The sequence below is a fragment of the Paenibacillus sp. GQ49 genome, from assembly GCF_059759055.1.
Genome location: NZ_JCAXEL010000004.1, coordinates 1 through 16,548 on the forward strand (window position 1 = coordinate 1; position 16,548 = coordinate 16,548).

The 16,548-nt window shown below is 40.5% G+C and carries 23 protein-coding genes; 4 read left to right on the forward strand and 19 right to left on the reverse strand.

Going from position 1 to position 16,548, the window contains the following annotated elements; translation table 11 throughout:
* On the reverse strand, positions 1-174 hold the full coding sequence (locus AC6CIF_RS09240; RefSeq protein WP_498199219.1) for a hypothetical protein: 174 nt from the start codon (positions 172-174) through the stop codon (positions 1-3).
* Between the two features lie 263 nt (positions 175-437).
* Between AC6CIF_RS09240 and AC6CIF_RS09245 the strand changes: the two genes are divergently transcribed.
* Together AC6CIF_RS09245 and AC6CIF_RS09250 are read left to right on the forward strand one after the other, a co-directional pair.
* Positions 438-1,103 (forward strand): zinc-dependent metalloprotease family protein, encoded by a 666-nt coding sequence (locus AC6CIF_RS09245; RefSeq protein ID WP_498199220.1) that lies wholly within the window; start codon positions 438-440, stop codon positions 1,101-1,103.
* 16 nt (positions 1,104-1,119) lie between these two features.
* Positions 1,120-1,785 carry a hypothetical protein gene (locus tag AC6CIF_RS09250; protein ID WP_498199221.1) on the forward strand — a complete coding sequence of 222 codons (666 nt, stop codon included), beginning with the start codon at positions 1,120-1,122 and terminating at the stop codon, positions 1,783-1,785.
* Positions 1,786-1,954: 169 nt separating this feature from the next.
* Here AC6CIF_RS09250 and AC6CIF_RS09255 read toward each other — a convergent pair whose 3' ends face one another.
* From AC6CIF_RS09255 to AC6CIF_RS09290, 8 genes are all read right to left on the reverse strand, one after another.
* Positions 1,955-2,434 (reverse strand): SRPBCC family protein, encoded by a 480-nt coding sequence (locus tag AC6CIF_RS09255; RefSeq protein ID WP_498199223.1) that lies wholly within the window; start codon positions 2,432-2,434, stop codon positions 1,955-1,957.
* Positions 2,435-2,454: 20 nt separating this feature from the next.
* On the reverse strand, positions 2,455-2,763 hold the full coding sequence (locus tag AC6CIF_RS09260) for a hypothetical protein (RefSeq protein WP_498199224.1): 309 nt from the start codon (positions 2,761-2,763) through the stop codon (positions 2,455-2,457).
* A gap of 62 nt (positions 2,764-2,825) precedes the next feature.
* Entirely contained in the window at positions 2,826-3,197 is a 372-nt protein-coding gene (locus AC6CIF_RS09265) for an aspartyl protease family protein (protein WP_498199226.1), read from the reverse strand.
* On the reverse strand, positions 3,187-3,444 hold the full coding sequence (locus AC6CIF_RS09270; protein ID WP_062833241.1) for a hypothetical protein: 258 nt from the start codon (positions 3,442-3,444) through the stop codon (positions 3,187-3,189). The genes AC6CIF_RS09265 and AC6CIF_RS09270 overlap by 11 nt, the downstream gene beginning before the upstream one ends.
* Positions 3,445-3,671: 227 nt before the next feature.
* The gene (locus AC6CIF_RS09275; protein ID WP_498199228.1) at positions 3,672-5,393 is read right to left on the reverse strand and encodes a helix-turn-helix domain-containing protein; all 1,722 of its coding nucleotides are present in this window, start codon (positions 5,391-5,393) and stop codon (positions 3,672-3,674) included.
* Positions 5,394-5,438: 45 nt separating this feature from the next.
* Positions 5,439-6,215 carry an IucA/IucC family C-terminal-domain containing protein gene (locus AC6CIF_RS09280; protein ID WP_498199229.1) on the reverse strand — a complete coding sequence of 259 codons (777 nt, stop codon included), beginning with the start codon at positions 6,213-6,215 and terminating at the stop codon, positions 5,439-5,441.
* A 1-nt stretch (position 6,216) separates the two neighbouring features.
* Positions 6,217-7,257, reverse strand: a complete 1,041-nt coding sequence (locus AC6CIF_RS09285) for an ABC transporter substrate-binding protein (RefSeq protein WP_498199231.1) — start codon at positions 7,255-7,257, stop codon at positions 6,217-6,219.
* A 136-nt stretch (positions 7,258-7,393) separates the two neighbouring features.
* The gene (locus AC6CIF_RS09290; protein WP_498199233.1) at positions 7,394-7,687 is read right to left on the reverse strand and encodes a hypothetical protein; all 294 of its coding nucleotides are present in this window, start codon (positions 7,685-7,687) and stop codon (positions 7,394-7,396) included.
* A gap of 160 nt (positions 7,688-7,847) precedes the next feature.
* Between AC6CIF_RS09290 and AC6CIF_RS09295 the strand changes: the two genes are divergently transcribed.
* A complete protein-coding gene (locus AC6CIF_RS09295; RefSeq protein ID WP_498199235.1) occupies positions 7,848-8,219 on the forward strand; it encodes a hypothetical protein in 372 nt (123 codons plus the stop codon).
* A gap of 43 nt (positions 8,220-8,262) precedes the next feature.
* On the opposite strand, the gene AC6CIF_RS09300 is transcribed toward AC6CIF_RS09295, so the two are convergent.
* Positions 8,263-8,847 (reverse strand): chloramphenicol phosphotransferase CPT family protein, encoded by a 585-nt coding sequence (locus AC6CIF_RS09300; RefSeq protein ID WP_498199237.1) that lies wholly within the window; start codon positions 8,845-8,847, stop codon positions 8,263-8,265.
* A 254-nt stretch (positions 8,848-9,101) separates the two neighbouring features.
* The gene (locus AC6CIF_RS09305) at positions 9,102-9,341 is read right to left on the reverse strand and encodes a hypothetical protein (RefSeq protein WP_498199239.1); all 240 of its coding nucleotides are present in this window, start codon (positions 9,339-9,341) and stop codon (positions 9,102-9,104) included.
* Between the two features lie 338 nt (positions 9,342-9,679).
* Here AC6CIF_RS09305 and AC6CIF_RS09310 point away from each other — a divergent pair, with 338 nt between their 5' ends.
* Positions 9,680-10,282, forward strand: a complete 603-nt coding sequence (locus AC6CIF_RS09310) for a hypothetical protein (RefSeq protein ID WP_498199241.1) — start codon at positions 9,680-9,682, stop codon at positions 10,280-10,282.
* A 69-nt stretch (positions 10,283-10,351) separates the two neighbouring features.
* On the opposite strand, the gene AC6CIF_RS09315 is transcribed toward AC6CIF_RS09310, so the two are convergent.
* The 8 genes from AC6CIF_RS09315 to AC6CIF_RS09350 all read right to left on the reverse strand — a co-directional run bounded on the left by AC6CIF_RS09315 (position 10,352) and on the right by AC6CIF_RS09350 (position 16,438).
* The gene (locus tag AC6CIF_RS09315; RefSeq protein WP_498199242.1) at positions 10,352-10,831 is read right to left on the reverse strand and encodes a hypothetical protein; all 480 of its coding nucleotides are present in this window, start codon (positions 10,829-10,831) and stop codon (positions 10,352-10,354) included.
* 115 nt (positions 10,832-10,946) lie between these two features.
* The gene (locus AC6CIF_RS09320; RefSeq protein WP_498199244.1) at positions 10,947-11,594 is read right to left on the reverse strand and encodes a DUF3885 domain-containing protein; all 648 of its coding nucleotides are present in this window, start codon (positions 11,592-11,594) and stop codon (positions 10,947-10,949) included.
* A 137-nt stretch (positions 11,595-11,731) separates the two neighbouring features.
* Entirely contained in the window at positions 11,732-12,061 is a 330-nt protein-coding gene (locus AC6CIF_RS09325) for a DUF3024 domain-containing protein (RefSeq protein WP_260632869.1), read from the reverse strand.
* A 463-nt stretch (positions 12,062-12,524) separates the two neighbouring features.
* Positions 12,525-13,442 carry an NAD(P)-dependent alcohol dehydrogenase gene (locus AC6CIF_RS09330; RefSeq protein ID WP_498199245.1) on the reverse strand — a complete coding sequence of 306 codons (918 nt, stop codon included), beginning with the start codon at positions 13,440-13,442 and terminating at the stop codon, positions 12,525-12,527.
* 105 nt (positions 13,443-13,547) lie between these two features.
* On the reverse strand, positions 13,548-13,874 hold the full coding sequence (locus AC6CIF_RS09335; protein WP_498199247.1) for a hypothetical protein: 327 nt from the start codon (positions 13,872-13,874) through the stop codon (positions 13,548-13,550).
* Positions 13,871-14,542: a dienelactone hydrolase family protein gene (locus AC6CIF_RS09340; RefSeq protein ID WP_498199248.1), complete on the reverse strand. Its 672-nt coding sequence runs from the start codon at positions 14,540-14,542 to the stop codon at positions 13,871-13,873. Before AC6CIF_RS09340 ends, AC6CIF_RS09335 begins: the two co-directional genes overlap by 4 nt.
* Positions 14,543-14,976: 434 nt before the next feature.
* Positions 14,977-15,543, reverse strand: coding sequence for a histidine phosphatase family protein (locus AC6CIF_RS09345; protein ID WP_498199250.1), 567 nt, complete (start codon positions 15,541-15,543; stop codon positions 14,977-14,979).
* A 325-nt stretch (positions 15,544-15,868) separates the two neighbouring features.
* Complete coding sequence (locus tag AC6CIF_RS09350) at positions 15,869-16,438, reverse strand: TetR/AcrR family transcriptional regulator (protein WP_498199252.1); 570 nt, start codon at positions 16,436-16,438, stop codon at positions 15,869-15,871.
* Between the last annotated feature and the right edge of the window lie 110 nt (positions 16,439-16,548).

Here is a 16,548-nt window from a genome sequence, read left to right on the forward strand (position 1 = left end):
TTAAAGAGGTTTTATTACCTTAATCTCGACTTCTTTTCGTTTCAAATAAACCGTGCCATCCACTTCAATGAGTCTATCGCCAAATGCAAATGCCATATCCTTGCAGTCTTTGTGATACTGGGTCTCTCTTGTTTCTGACCACTCCGCTTTATCAATAGAATGCCGTTTTCTCATAATTTTAAAATCCTCCTTTAAGGAAACACCACTATTTACAGCAAAAAGGAAGCCTGTCCCACATCATTAACACTTTGTTATACGATATTGATGAGCCTTAGGGTTCGTTTATTCCTACGACTCACGAATTTTTTACAGAGGAACTGTCGCACTTTTTTTACAATATGTCATATGGTAAGCCAATAATTGACATATTATGTATCATATTGTATTGTAAACCTCTAAGACTAGAAAACTATCCCATAAAAGAGAGGTGTAGGGTTGTGAATTTCAAGAAAAAGTATATGGCGTTCTTTCTAATTGCTGTAATCTTAGTATTCTCTAGTAGTCCGAGTCTAAGTGCCCACGAAATGTATTATTCCGGGTCAGCTCCAAATTGGACAGCAATCCCTGTTAAATGGAATAACTTGAATAACGGGAAACCTTATCTTAAGGTGAACGGGGATCGATTAAATTCCGATTATACAAGCGCTTACACAACAGCAGCTACGTTATGGTCAACATATTCTCAGAAAATTGTAATTGATAAAGTCGGTTATGGTTCTTCAAACGTTGACATAGCCACAGGAACAAAGGCATATTGGTCTGATAGATTTGGTGTGGGTGGAGCCGGGACACTAGGAATAGCAGATCTGAAGACAACAGACGGAATTGTTATAGATTCATCAACTGTGCAACAGTCTTCGAAAAGGATTTCGTCAGCTCAAATATATATGTCACCATATGTCGCTAACTATAGCAGTTCTAACCCAGGCAATCACAAGGTTGCTACTATAGTCCATGAAATAGGCCATGTTCTGGGTTTAGGTCATCCCAATGTTAGTTACTATCCTACAAGTGTTGAGTCAATCATGAGATCTGGTGGCCAATATGAGGGTTATTATGTACCTAGACAACACGATTTAAATGATATTAACAACAAATATTAAGATGGAGGAGATTAAGATGAGAAAAATCTTGATAACTATATTATGTTTAAGTGTAGTATTAGTTGTAATGGGTTGCTCAAGTAATAAACCAATTACCTCAAGTCTTTCGGATGAAAGAATTTTAGAACTTCGCAAAGAATATCCTCTTTCAGAAGGTAATGCTAGTTTAGCCCAATCCGTTGATGTTCCCTTCGAACAAATATTAGAAATGTCAGATGCAGTAATTATTGCTGAAGTTGTTAAGCAAAACCCTAGTTTTCAATCTACCTTAACTGCAGAACCAGGAACACCAGAGGGTGATGCAGCAGAGAAAGATAAAGCTCAAGGTATTGAGCCATATAAACCTACTTTTGTTTCATATGAAGTAAAAGTGGATGAGGTGATTGTGGGGGAAGAGGTTGATGAAACTACTAACTTGTTCTACAATGCTGATTTCATAGGGGTTGAACCAGATTTAGAACCAGGTATGAAGATTGTTGCTTCAGTGAAAAAAGGAACAGCGCCAGAACAACAAGGTAGTTATTCTTTCACTAGGTATGCCACTTATTATGTTGTTGATGATGATTATGTTTTGTCTGCGTACCAAGGGAAATCTGAAGAAATGAAAAATTTCACAAATCAAACAGATGGTAAAACGTTAAATAACTTGGTAGAGCAGATTAAAGAACTCTGGTCTAATTAGTAATGAAAAATAGAAAAGTTCACTATTATCCCCTTTAAGACTATTTGGAGGGGATTTTATGATCTGATGGATTGTAATATGAAGTGCGACACTACTGTAAATAAATAAAAAAGCGCCTAAAGCCGGATTCGTGTAGAATGAAGGTTCCTATACCACATTCACACTTCATTTAACTTTCCAACTTAAATACTTCACTATAGATTTTACGCAGCTCAGTGGAGTTATCATGCCACTGAATGGGCTTACCATTGATAATTTGGACCAATACATCCAGGCACCTATGCCATCCTGCGGCGGTATTCACTGCCCATGAATCATCGTTAAACGTATGGGTAAAGATCATTCGACAGCCTTTATCTTCTTTCTGCAATGAAATGTTAACAAGATCATCAACTTCACGGAAACCAAATACATATGGCTTTTCTAACTCTGTAATTGTCCCCTCATATGTCGTTCCTTCACCATCATCGAAGGCAATCCTGCCACCAATTCTCAGATCCATCTCTCCTGTTGCGAAAGGATACCATTGGACGAAGGAACTAGGCTTCGTGATCACAAAGAAAACATCTTCTGGATTATGATGAAGAAATCGTTCAAACCTCAAAGCATAACGACCGTTTGACTCAAGTAATGCACCATATTCATTCACCTGTTCATCCTCCTTTTTCATCACATATATCCATCTTCGGGTTCACCAACATCGAAACCCAACACTTTTGACGCTTCCAACTTAAATGTTTCTATCCAAGACATCCATACATCGTTATTCATCTGTGCATAAAATGATAATCCACTAGGTTCAACGGATGCTTCAATAAAAACATCATCCTCTTCAGACCCAAACCAATATGGAATTCCACTTTTATAACCAATCCACCCTGGCATGCGCTCATATACTTTAGAAACTTTATCCCATACCTCATCAGGTAGGTCATACCTTATATTTAGGTTGCAATTATGAGAGTTTATGTTGTTCATTTACATTCTCTCCTTCTAAGTCGATTTCACCATAGCCGTTCAAAAGAGTTTTATTTCAAAATTCACTTATGTAACTCTAATCTCTTCAAGTCAATAATAAACTGTTGTTGTTTCAGAATATCCAACCCGAGAAGACCTTTATGATCTTTGGGCAATATGCCTACATCAATCTCTATATTCTCAATGCTGTTTGTGCCTATTACAATCCTGTCCATGATTTTGGTATAGAAAGGAATACTCCCTCCAATCCCATATGCTTCAAAAATCGAATCCCCTGTTTCATAAGTCACGCCGATTTCTTCTAAAACATCAGGACTAATAATCGTATGTGAAGATCCAGTGTCTATAATAACATCGTCTATTTTCAGTGTTCTTCCTCTAAATGTAACGGTAAGTGACGTTGTAATTAGCTGTCCATCATAGTTAATTTTCATTCGTATTACGTCTCACTCTCATTAATGGATCTTTACGGAGATGAATCACAAAGTCTTGATTCGAAGTATGATATACAACGTTACCAGGCTCTACTCGAAAAAACTCTTTATTCGCATCTTGTTCTGATACGGTGCGAATTGGTGCAACTTCATCTACGATTTTTTTGTTATCTTCCTCATGATAATGAATGATAGAAACCAAAACAAATTGGTCAGGGAACAGTTCTCTAACCTCTTGCCATTTCATGTGTCATACCTCCTGTTATTCGTATTGGTTCAACTTTCTATCATTTTAACATATACCTTGCTTCATATATCATTCCTGTATTCATAACACCAAACCTAGTCCAATGTATTCTTACTCAAGTATGTACAATGTACAAAGAAACCGTCTCCTTTGGTATATGGTTGCTCTCACTTCCATTTACTACGGAACGGTTTCTTTTGTTTTTCCTTCATGAAAAAGCTACCTGCTCAACCCAACAAAACCTGCGCGACCTGATCCACAATACCATTGATGCCTGTTGGCCCATAACAACCGATCCATGTCGCGGCATCTACGGAGTGTATTTGCTGTCGCTCATCCGTATCAAGCATCCCCCAGACACGTTGCTCTGTCGCAGATATCCCATCCTGCATGAGTTCATTGCTCAGCAAAAAGTAATGGCTTGCCTGCACAGCCGGTAATCTCTCAACCGAGATATGATAGGCCGTGTCGGTGGTATCTGCCACAAATAACGGAACGGGCAGACCCAGATCCCGGTACAACACAGCGCCTGTGCGATGAGCAGCAGAATGGACGCGCACGAGGGAATCGAGTGGACGAATCAATGCCACACTTTTTCCTGCCAGTACAGAGGACAATTCCTCGGATAGCAAAGCTGTTCGGCGATGATAATCCGCGATAATCTGCTTGGCCTCTGCTCGCTTGGCTGTCAGTTCACCGAACAGACTCAGGATGGTCTGCCAGTTTTCATTACGCTTGAACATGAGTACTGGAGCGATCTGGCTTAACCATTCATGATGCTGATCATGCACCTCGGTGCAAATAATCAGATCCGGCGCAAGTCGCTCTACCGCCTGGAGATCGGGGTATTCATACGTACCAAGTAATGCTGTATGCTGGAGTCCTGCCCGGAGTGATTGAGGGAACGTTAACACGGTACTTCCTAGTCCGACACTTCCTACCGGAGACAAGCCCAGTGCAAGCAAATGATCAGCATATTGCACATCGAGGACAGCGATACGCTGTGGTATCTCGGTGACGGTGTACTCCCCGCGCATATGGCAGATGACCGGGCCTTCGGCTGATTCATAGGAAGAAGCTGTACGATTTTGCAGCAAAGCATTTGCATAGTCTGCATCTCTTCTCGAAGCGGCGGCATGCCGGTAGTGTAGCGGTGGGACGCCATTATATTTTTTAAATGCTCTGCTGAAATAATACATATCGCGATAGCCCATTTTGTCCGCAATTTCACCGATGGAAGCATCCGTATGACGCAGCATGCGTGAGGCACTATCCATACGCAGCTGAATGACGTATTCCATCGGTCCGAGCTGCTTCTCCTGTTTGAAGCGGCGCTGCAACTGTCTTACACTACAGCCCGCCAGGGCTGCCAGCTCTTTTAGCTCCAAATTCTGACGATAGTGCGATGTGATATAAGAAGCGACTACATCCACCATGTCGGACTCCGCTCCCCCTTGACCACGTTCATACTCCATGATCAGCTCGTAGATCATTCCTTGGAGCAAAGCGTTGGCATAGAAACGTTCCAGTCCTTCACCGCGGCGCCATTTGGCAACGATTTTCTCGGCGTTTTCGATCCATTCCGCATGGGTTGCCGAGTTTTGAACAAATGACCTGCGCAGCGGATGCTTGCGATATGAAGGTACAACAAGAGAGGCTCCCTCTATGGAAGAAGCCTTGTACATAATGACAATATAATGAATGTCCTCTGATCTGGCCGTCAGTGTAAAGGATGATCCCTTCACCACATGACAGGCAAAAGAAGCTCCAATGTGGCTATCCTCGCCATCCATTGCAAGCTCCCCTTCCCCTCCATATGCCAGCAGCAGCACATTTGAAGTTAAATCCGTTTCGTGTAAAACGCTGCCTGTCTGCAAAGTACCGCTATACCCGTCAAGCATCTTGATCGTTGTATCACTCCATAGACTTGTCTGTTCTTGCAGCGGCATTTCTCTCATCTCCTGACAATAGCAAAGGTAAAGTTGTTGCTGTTGTCATTTTAGTTGAGATTCTTTCTCATTGTCAATTTTCGGACATTTGAGACAATATTCGCCTGACATCTGGTAATAGAAACAGCAGGTAATTCGCTCGCTTTTGGCAACATGCACATTGTCCTTACAATCGGTGAAGCGGGTTAACGGATTCTTCCTCTCACCAAACACTTCCCCGGATGCCACCTGCGTCAGATATGAAAAGTCCTCTCGAATGATCTTACTTTCCTGCTCAGTCTCGGCTTCATCAGGAGCGAATAGTCGGCCGATACGTACCATGATATTCTCCCAGAGAATACTCATCGAAAGAGGTGCAATTGCAGCAAGCGTTTTTAACAGTGGTGTAAGCTGTACCGCAAACATCTCCTGGGCCACCTTTTCCCGCCACATGGCTCTGTCTCCCGTTAGTTCTTCAGCCTGAATTCCATTCACCGCTAGAAAAGGAAACCGTGTACCGCCCTCCTGATCTGAGAGCACCGGATGATAGAGAAAGCTGTTCTCCAGCTGAAAGGTTACATGCTGATGATGAAATGTCATTGCGGTCACCAGCGGAGCCGTCCACAGATAGCCAAGTCGCTTGGCTAACATGGAGGCTGCGACTTTCATGTCAGGCGCATCGATATAGTTCTGAAACCAGCGGATATACTCTCGGCACGCCTTTTCGTCATGCAACTCACTCAAAGCAATGGTACGGACACTATGTTCAGGCGGCTCACCGAGCAAAATCGAATAATCCTCTACCGTCTCTTTCCATAAGTTTGTCGAGAGATATCGGTTCATATTAATTCGATCCGAGCAGGGCTTCCGATGCCTGATCTACAATCAGATTAATCGCAAGCGGTCCGTAGTATGCAATCCACAGTGTGGAGTTTACATCATACGTGCGGTTATTTTTCACAGCATCAAGAGACTGCCATACCGGATTGTTCACCATCGCCTCCGCTTCTGCCGCAAACAGTTCATCCGACAGCACAAAATAACGATCTGCCCCGATCTCAGGCACTTTTTCCATCGAGATTTCTACGGAACCATCTTCATTAATCTCCTGTACCAAAGCAGGCATCTTCAGCCCCAAGTCATTGTACATAATACCGCCAATGCGGTGCTCAATACCGTGAACACGAATTCCTTCTTTTCGTGGACGAATGATCGCCACCGTTTCATCGCCCAGCTTCTCTGACAATTTTGTCTTCAGCCCGGCGATTTTCTCTTCATACGCTGTAAGCACTTTCTCTGCCTCGTCCTGCTTGTCTGTAATCTTAGCCACTGTAGCTAACGTATCCCGCCAGTCTTCGTAGAAATCGAGTACCAGGGTAGGAGCAATTTTACTTACACCCTCATATTGCTTCTCTTGAAAGTCGGTCATGATGATCAGATCTGGGTCGAGTGCTACAATCGCTTCCAGGTTAGGCTCGTCCCGTGTACCCAGAACTTCTACGCCATTCGGTTGGTCTCCTAAATATTCTGGAAAATCGGTATTCCCTCCTGCAATAACACTTCCTGCTGGCTTCTCGCCAATCGCTAACATCTGATCCAAGAACTTAACATCAAGAATTGCAATTCTCTTCGGTTTTTCGTTTAGAATAATGTCCCCCTTCATGCCCTTGATCGTTACGGGAAAAGCTCCATCCGTTTGCGTTTCCACATTCGCAGGTGTCTCCGCTGGCGTTGCTGCAGATTGCTTACCGCTATCTGTACCTGTTGCGGCACCGCAAGCCGTCAGGACTAGAATAAGGGCCAACATCAAGCCCATGAATAATCGTGATTTGTGAGCAGCATATGTCTTGCTTCCGGCAGCCTGCCCCTTTGTTCCTTGATTCATGATGAATCCCCCTTATGTATAATACTGATAATGATTTTCATTATCGAAACATAAAGAGAGTATAAACGATCTCCACATCACGTTACCATGTACTTTTGCGACATTTGAGCCGGACTAATGCGACATGGCGAGCGACTTATCCGCCCTTTAATGTCTCAGCGATATACGCTTGCAGTCGGTAAATGTCTGAAAGAAGCTCTTCTTCCTCCGGCGTATTTCCATACTCCCCTAGCCAGCGCGGTGTGCGGATATGCCACTCGTTAGACATGTATTGTTGTTCATCCCGATACGCTATAATGTGCTCCAAGAAATATTCCAAAGAGCCAAAGGATTGTTTATGACTATCTTTGATAATGGATTTTGTTTTCTCAATGATTGCCTTTAACATGTGTTGGATATGATCTTCTGGATTCTTAGCGTTAATTTCCATCGGTGACCTCCCCCTATCTCTACAAAAAAAATGAATTAGTATATTATTTAAATGAGCCTAATATTTCTAAACGTAGAATTCTGTTCTGATTAAATACAATAAATCGATGCCCAATGAGTATTGAGACATCGATTCATATCATCTAATTATGAGGTGAATCATGAGTATGCGACCAAACATGAAGTATAGCATTATTGTTAGCGCAGTTATTATTGTCGTTATTCCTATTATCATTGGATTGTACATGTTGAATAAGGTTGTCGATCCTGACGAGACAATGGTTACGAGAACTGAAGTTTCTCCTGAGCTTATTACTATACAAGGTGGATTTGCAGACAGTATTAGCAGATATCACGGCTACTACCTCTCACATCATAACGATTCACTTTTCATTCAGATTAAAGGCAGTAAACTTCCTATCGGTGGTAGTAAAGACTTCACAATTTCATTCTCTAATACTTATGGGAGTGTTGATGAAATATACTTATTAGGTCCTGGCAACTCTAAGAAAAAGATTTGGTCGAATCCCTAACTTTCATTTGCAATAGATATCATATGATCTGACGCAATCAGCTTCAACCTCTTCTGCTTAACTTCTTAAATGCCAAGTATTCCTGATCAGATTTCATATAACTTAATATCTTTTCTGCACATGCAGCTGAGCTAAGCTTTTCCGTATTCACTTCCAGATCATATTCATCATAGGAGTAGATGTAGTCGAACTGGGAATGGGCAAGTCCAATCTCGCGATCTCCCCTGCTCTGCTCTCTTCTGGTGAGTTCTTCTTTCGAGCACTGCACACCTACAAACAATATCGGATAATCCGATAGTAACTCATAAAAATCATTAAACCACTTGTCATTGCTGATGACCGTATCCACGATGACATTCAAACCCATCTCCGAGAACAGTTTAATGGTTGCACAGTACAACGAATTGATGGGGTCGAACAGGATATCTGTCATCACATGGTGTTCCACTTCTCTTGTTGGCTTCATATCTGGATATGTAGTATCGATGAATTGATCATAGTTATGCAGAAATTGATCTACAGATAGATGGTGAAACGGAACCTCTCCCTGATTTTTCATTTCCATCGCGATGCTGGTCTTCCCCGAACTTGACGTTCCGTTCAAAAATATAATGAGTCCTCGTTCCATATTGATCACCCTTATCTATGAAATTAGTGCTGCAATTCAGGTACATACCAAAGAAGTCTCAACTCATTTGATCTAATGTTTCCAAGTTCCTTCAAGTGATTTCTCATAATGTATCGCATTTAATCGCTGAAGCAAACTTATTTCCATCATGCTTTGGCCTTCCCTAATAGCTGTTATTCTTACTCCTCTATTTCTTTTGGTTCAAAATTACGTGTCCTGAATCACTTTTTCAAACGACGAAATCATATACAATTTTATTTTGATGCTTCTCTTTCCTTCATAATATATTGTTTAAAATACTCCCTAAACACATCATAGAGCTCCTGCATTTCATGAATTTCGCCCCGAAACTTACCCCGTATCTCTTCTCTTTGTTTATGCTCAAGCTCAATGTTGAATTCTTCGGCTTCATATTCATTCAATAATTCAAAGAAGTATTCACAAGGCTCTTTCACAGCTGTTGATCCATTCGTACCATCTCCTCCTCTGTTCACCGGATTACCACTCTTTCCATTCTCCGTAATATCTTCATCCTCTTATTTTCTAATCCTGCCATCCTAGCTCCTTGTCGAAAAAATCGGCCAATTCTTCACGTTTCATCGTTTCTATGAAATAGCCATTTTCCTCATTTATCTCATTAAAAATAACCACACAACTTCTTATACGGCTTTCATAATATGTTCAGCATTTTTCGTTTCTTGTACTGCTATTAACTGGTTTGAAAAGTTATAGGTTTCAACAATTAATTTACAATAATTTTCAGATTTGTGTATAGTAGAAATGAAGCAAGATGCTTTCAACAGAAGTTAAATCTAACGGAGAGGATGAGATCATGTCTTTTTTCAAAAAGAAGGTTGTACTAGTCTCTTTATTTGTATTGGCTATCTCTGCTGTTGCACTCGCTTACGCAAGTGGTCAATCGAAACCGGACGTGCCCATTCATAAAGTCGTCAATCTTTCAGCCAACGCTTTAACATTTCATGAAATAGATAAGCTGGATGCATTCGCTGAACTGATCGTTATTGGTTATGCAACAGAAGATTTCAGAGATCGAGAGCATGTTCTTACTGCATTTGATGATGGAACGATGCAGTCCTTTCACACCAATACAAACATCACAATTGAAAAGATATTGAAGAAACCCGAAGATTTCCCTTCAGATCAGAACGAATTGACAATCATTGAACCCGTTAGCCTCGAAGGAGACGTCAAATATACAGTTGATGACTATGTAGAACTGCAGAAGGGTGATAAAAGTGTGCTCTTCTTGATGAAAAACTCCTTTGGTGATTATGGATTAATCAATGATAACTTAGGTAAATTCAGCCTTGAAGGGATAAGTCAATATAGTTTACCTCAATCCTCCACTGTACAAGAGTTATCAAAATACGAAACTTTCCGTGATTCCGTTATGGAGAAGTACCATTTGAATTAAGGTTTTATCATACAACACTCATCCCTTTAACAGTTGTCTTAATCACCGGTAATAGCAGTCCTCTTCTATCTATTGCACTTCTTTATCAAGGCTTACGTCAAATGATGAAGTTATCGATTTTTGTCTAAAATCATTAGGTATCACTTTAATCTCCACGTTTAGATGTATAGATTCAGGCAGATTCATTTGAGTTATATTCTCATAACCAATGAAGTAATAATGCTTTTTGTCCAGTTCTATCAAACCTCCACCTGTTGAGCCAGAAGTTGAAATCAAATGTCCGTCACGATAAAGCTTACAAGCAATATTATATTCCTCCAAGCTGAACCCTCTCACTTCATATCCAACCTTGATTTGATTTTCCGTGTAATCAGCATTTCGTAAACTGATCTTACCGCCATCCACCATTTGGGTCTGAATTGCAATATTTGCTTCGGGCATCTCCGGTTTCCTTAATAGATAGCCTACTTTCAGGTACCATATAACTCCTAATACAACTACAGCAAGTACAATCATAACAATGAGTAACTTCTTTTCTTTTTTATCCATAACCCTAACTCCTTACATCTGAACACCCTTGAAGTTCTTTCCAAACCTGTGTTTCAAATAATACATTATCCCTGCGCGATCAACATCAGAAAATTATCTTGGATCATCCACCCCATTATCCTATAAATATATTGTTAATTCTGTCTCTATCATAATCTAAAATCCAATCGTTATATTCTGTATAGATATCCGTTAGAGCTTCTCTTGATGCTGAAATAACATCGCAACCTCTATCATCATAGATATGAAATATCGTTTTCTTACTTATATTAATGAAATACACCCTATGATAAATCATTGGCTTTATTCCAACATCATGATTACATATAGCTTTAATTAACTGATTATATTTCAAGTCCTCAACTCTACATTTAGTCCAGTACCTATACATGTTGTTCCTTGGGTCTGGGATTTCATCCGGTTCACAATCCAAACCTGAAAGTATCTCAAGTCTCAAGGCTCTAATCGGCTCTTTCTTCTTGATATATTTCCTATACAGGTTCAACTTCTTCACTTTGTGTTTAGATTTATCTGCAAAATAAGCTTGAGTTATTAATAGGACTTCATCTTCTTGATCATGAAGAGCCTTAAATAATTCAAGTGATCGATGATAAACTCGTTCCATGTAATGCTCCGTATTCATTCCAAACATCAGAGGATTGCCAAGTTCGAATCGTATTGCAACATCCCAATCATAGAAAAGAGGCGGTTTTTCTAATGTTAGGTTTGGAAAATGCTCTACCAGGTATGTCTTCAGGTCCATTTTGTGGCCTCCAAATTCTCTTAAAAATGAATGCCAGCTAAAAAATGAATCCGTCTCTTCAATGGTTTCCGGTTTGACATTCATATCTTTTAATGTTAATTATCTTACTCAACTCTCCAACTCTTTTTTTCGAAAAATTAATTCCAGAACATTCCGTTATGACCTTCGTCAACGATCTTGAGTTGTGTTTCAAAATCTTCGTTCGGTTCGATATCATCGATGAAATGCCATCTGCCTTTACTGTCCTGCCAATACACTTTCCATGCCTTCTCATCCAATCTGAACTGTGCTACCGGCATCTGTACCCATTGCTCGCTTCGAAAGGCTTGCCTTTCTTCAATCAACGTCACATGATTTCCTCTAATTTTATAACTTATCTTCATCTGGCTTTTCACGTGCTCGGGTACTGCATTTTGGGTGTAATTATCCATAATCTTTTGAATCCGCTTCTTAGTAAAATCATCCATTTTCTATAGCTCTCCTGCCCTAATCGGTTTTGGTTTAATTATATCACGATGTTTTCTCAGACCTATATGATGCTTTTAGTGATGTAAAAGGTAAAACGGAGCTCAGCTTATACAATGGCAAGCCGCGTCAAGGTGAGGTGCTGCGTACAATGGGTGCAGCACCTCATAGAGTTGCACCGCGTTTTAATAACCGCGGTGCTCATCATTCCAGCAGCATTACGGTGGACTACGCCGTGATGCATGCAATAAAAGCGCCACGACCGCATAGTCGTAGCGCTTCTCTCTGCTGCATGTCGCCAATTGGCCATGCAAGCTAACCACAGAGCCGCTGCATTTACATGGAAGCGGCTTTACGCTCCCTGTGGTATCGCAGGGATTGACCTTTTCCTCAGCCGATCTTCAGCACCTTTTTCCCTAAAACATGGCCTCAGCGTAAAGCTGATTCCTATATACATCCTTCATTCTATCTGATCGTTATTGCCACATTGCCTTTCTTTCGCCCAGTATCCACATATCGGTGGGCCTCCACAATTTCATCCAAAGCATAGGTTCGATCGATGATCGGTTTTAGTTTGTTTTCCTCGATCAACTCTTTGAGAAAGAGTAAATCGGCTTCTTCCATTTTCGGAAGGCGACTGTTGTTTAGAAAAACACCATTGGGTGTTAGGATTTTTTGGCATTGTGAGGGTTTGGCTTTTATTACGGCATCATAAACGATATCGTATTTCGTTTCTGATTGCGTAAAGTCTTCTTCGGTATAATCGATTACTTTATCCGCTCCTATAGATTCTACCAATCCAAAATTACTTTTACTGCACACCGCTGTGACTTCTGCCTCATAGTATTTCGCAAGTTGAATTGCATACGTCCCAAGGCTACCGGATGCTCCATTGATCAATATTTTCTGACCTGGCTTGATTTTTGCTTTTTGCAAATTTTTCAAAGCTGTAAGTGCTCCTGATGGAACGACCGCAGCTTCTTCGTAGGATAAATGGTTGGGCTTTATTGCAACCATTCCTTTTTTTTCACCGGTTCCGTTTTTCACTTTTTCAGGTAAACAAATGTATTCGGCATAACCCCCACAAAACCCTGTAAGCCCAAAGACCTTGTCTCCTTCCTTAAAGGATTGTACGTCTTTCCCTACCGACTCAATCACACCGGATATTTCCAGGCCAAGTATTAAATTTTTCCTGGGCTTCAGCATGCCAAATACAAGTCTCACCAAGAATGGATCAGCTCTTCGAATACGGGTATCACCAATATGTGCAGTGGCTGCAAAAACTTTAATTAAAACCTCATGGTCTTTCGGTTTAGGCTTTTCAATCTCTTTCATCTGCAGCACTTCTGGCGGTCCGTAATTGGTGCATATCACAGCTTTCATATGAACCCTCCTATTTCTTAGTGTTTCACTGCCCGGTTCCATGATCGTTGTTAATACATCTGCAGTCCATACTGTTGAGCCTCTCGTGAATATGCTGTTTATTACTCATGATTTATTATCTTTCTCATTGCCGCGTTTAAAATTTCCAGTAATTTTGGCCATTACTAATTGGGTACCCTTATGATCCTTTCCTTCTATTGCTTTTAAAAATTTATCACTCGCCTTACCAGAAAGTATAGTAACTTGCTTTCCCTTCCAGTAAATGAATACTTTATTGTCTTTAGCAGTTTTATAAGTGAACACTTCTTCACTAAGTCTATTTCGCTTGTCAATTTTACTAATACGATCACTTCCTTTCTCAATAAGTAAAGAGTAAACAGCGTAAATCAGAACTAATTGTTCTGATATCCCGCAGCGTGAATACATTGTCATCGGATGACTGTGTCTTCTTCGACGATTTGCATAATAAACTCCTTGCATTTCTCTATACATTCCACACACTCATGGTTATTGTATGCACTATAATATGGGTTCATAAATCCATGTTCGGCTTCTATAACTTTTATATTCGTATGCTTTTTAATCCGTAATTTTGCTTCTAAGTCTAATACATTCACTGATTCCTCATGTCTTGCGAAAATTAATAAGGTTGGACAACTTGGTTCTATCTCTAAATAATTTCTTATTCTCGATCCATAAAATCCAATAATTCCATCGACTCCATGCTCGCTACTCATCCATGCAATTGTTGCACCTACGCTAAAACCTATAATGAAAATATATTCATACTTATCTCTTTTAAGATTTACTACATCTACTACTTTAGATAATGCTTGGGTTAATCCAATTTTGTTATAAAAATGTTGATATGCCCTATCCTCTTCATCATATGTAAATGGCTCCCGACCAATGAGATTTGGAATTACGACATCAAAACCTTTCTTGATCAACATGTCACTAAAGTACTTAATATGATCGTTTATTCCATAAATCTCGTGAAGTATAATCATTAAAGTTTGTTTGGAATTATCTTTATTCATAGGTATTCCATCTTTCATAATATACTTTGCACAGGTTTCCGATAACGTTCCTGTATTCATGACCTTATCAGCTTGGATAGCTCTATATCCTAACTTCCTTTGAAATTCCACTAAATCACTTTCATTTGCTGGTACATTAAACTGACAGGTGGCTTGAGTTAAATAACCTTCTTGTATTCACGACGGCTGATTCCGCTTCCTTGCTGTTGGCATGCCTTTCCGAATCCTCTTCTAACTTCGTACCAGACCGAGGGCGGATGCCCGATGCGTGAATATGGTGTTAGGTAATGTTCCCATATTCTCATACATACTTAACCGTTCGATGCTTAAAATAATTTATGCGGTTTCAGAACACAACAATGTAATATTATTCTCAACCATTCGCATGTTTTCTTCATTTACTATCCAGGTATGCATCATCCAACACCAATCACCATCTAACCTTTGACGTTCTGTTCAAAAATATAATGAGTCCTCGTTCCATATCTTTCACCCTATTCGCTCCATAGCCTTGTCACGTTCTCTAATTCCATCTCGTCAAATTGTAATCGATAAATGTCCGGTTTCTTGGTTTGATTCATGAAATCCAATCCGTAACTCGAATCACAGTAATTCATCATCAACGTCATTACATGTCCGTGTGTGCCGATCGCCACTTTTTTACCCTTGTATTCTTCTAAAATCTGTTTCAAAACGCCCACTGCTCTATTCTGACAAACCGTGTTCGACTCGCCTCCTGACAATGCATAATCCGGGTCATCAAACATCTTCTTCGAAGCAGGCTCGAACTCTTCATCCGCAATCATATCATCTGAAAAATGCCTTTCCCGCAGATCCTCCATGATCTGAATATCGACGTCCAACACGGTTGCCAACCCCTCCAAGGTTAGGACAGCTCGGGCATATGGACTTGAGATAATGGTATGTATTCCTTCGTCTTTTAACATTTCTGTTATTTTAGCTGCCTTCACCTTGCCCTCCAAAGTAAGTCCTCTGGTCCTTTCCGTTCCTTCCGTATACGGTGACTCCGCATGCCTAACCATATACACAATGGTTTTCATAGGATCCTCCTTGAACTCTTTCTGACTTATACAATTAAATTTACAATAAATTTCAGATATGTGTATAGTAGAAATGCAATAAAATCCCTTACGCCAAATGATAAAGTTATCGAATTCATTCTTGGCGCTGTCATATTTATAAGTCACATTGAAGTCACACATATAACTAGGTGACTGTCCGACAGACCCTCGACGGCTACCTTGAGATGCCCAAAATTCACAGCATCACGTTGGCTAAACTGTGATGCACGCCAATAAGGGCCACGATCTCGTCGTCGCGGCCCTCCTCTCCGCTGCATGATGCCAATCGGTCATGCAGCTTCTTTTAACTATCCACATCAAGATTCCTTTCAAGCAATGCACCTATACGCTCGGCCATCACGTATCGAGGAAGTGGCTTTTCTTTTTTAAACCACCATTCTACTACGCCAACAATTGCCGCCCCCAGAAACTGAACCTCCACATTTATCCCTTCCGTTTTTGCTGCAATGTTTCCCTCTTCGGACATACTGTTCCCTTTCCCCAGTTCTTCAATGAAAAAGACCAGAAACTGATTGCGAAAAAAAGAACTTCCCTTACTCGCCAGCAATGCGGAGAAAAACAAAGAGTGCTTTTCGAAATACTCGAACCACATTTCTACCATATCTCGATAACTGTCATCATCTTCTGTAGCTTCACAGATCTCCCGCAGGTTCGTAATATGTTCTTCGATTAGTTTATCGAGAAGATTGAATTTGTCCGTGTAATGAAGATAGATCGTTCTGCGGCTAACATCCGCTCTGTCAGAGATGTCTTGTATTGTGATTTGATCAAAATCCTTTTCATTCATCAGTTCAATAACTGCCATTTTGATGGCTTCCTGGGATTTACGTACCCTTCGATCCACCTTTAACACTTGAACCCCCCCAGTTTTCTTCATCGTTCATGCACAATTTCATTGAACCTGTGAACTAATGCACGAAATTCTACTTTTTAAGAATGGTAATGTTTTAATTTCAGTATACC